The 862-nt window shown below is 62.4% G+C and carries 1 pseudogene; it reads left to right on the top strand.

Annotation, left to right across the window (positions count from 1 at the left end):
• A pseudogene (locus NW838_RS05545) lies at positions 1–862 on the top strand (hypothetical protein); the annotation flags it as partial.

The following is an 862-nucleotide window of genomic DNA, read 5'->3' on the forward strand; positions in this document are numbered from 1 at the left end:
CGCGTGGCTCAGGGGGATCCAGCGTGGCGGCCACCGTCCGAGACTTGTGGATTCATGGAGAGGCCGCCCGGAAAGCCTACCTCAATTTGGCAGAAAACCCGGCGGGTCGGGCATTGCTGGAGCGCTACCTAAGCCAGGGCTACATTGCAGTGGCAGATGTTCTCCATCTGGATGCCACCTATGCCGAAGAGCCCAGGTGGCGGCAGCCAGGGGATCCCTGGCCCAGCCCGACCGAGAAATGGGCGCTTTCCCCAGAGTTACTGGACTGGGCTGCCCAAGACATGGCCAGCAGGAATTGGCAGGGGGATCAGCTTTCCTCTGCAAAAGATTTACCAGAGAGTCTGGAGAAACCGGCGGATTCCAGTTCTGAGGCAGCAGCACCAACTCCTGCCCCTTCCCCCACCCCCAGCGCCGCCGTTCGCCAAGAACGTTGGCAGCAGCAGCTTTGGCAGCTCAGCGTCGAGTTTGCCCGCTACGGCGTTCTCGATTATCTACAGCAGGCCGCCCAACCCGCCCAGAGGCTGGGGATCCCGGTGGGGGCTGTCTTCTTCCCAGAAGGCAACCAAGCAGTAGGAGAAGGGTTTGACGCTCGTCTGCAACCCTGGGACCGCTTTGATCCGGGTATGGAATGGCACCCAATGGCCTATGCCAAGTGCGAGGATAGCTCCTGTGTGGCGCAGCAGGTGGAGCAGGTCCTGGCTGTGGCCTCTCCCCAAACCTTTGTCTGCCCGGCCATTGCCGGTCTATGGGGACAAGCCCAGCGGCAACGCCCCAGCCTGGAAACCCAAACAGCAGAGCTGGCCCGCCGCTTCCCCCAGTTGCCCTGTGTGAGTCACTTCGCCCTCTCCTGGATCGAGCCGGA

It is taken from the genome of Synechococcus sp. R55.2, from assembly GCF_047462075.1.
GTDB lineage: Bacteria > Cyanobacteriota > Cyanobacteriia > Thermostichales > Thermostichaceae > Thermostichus.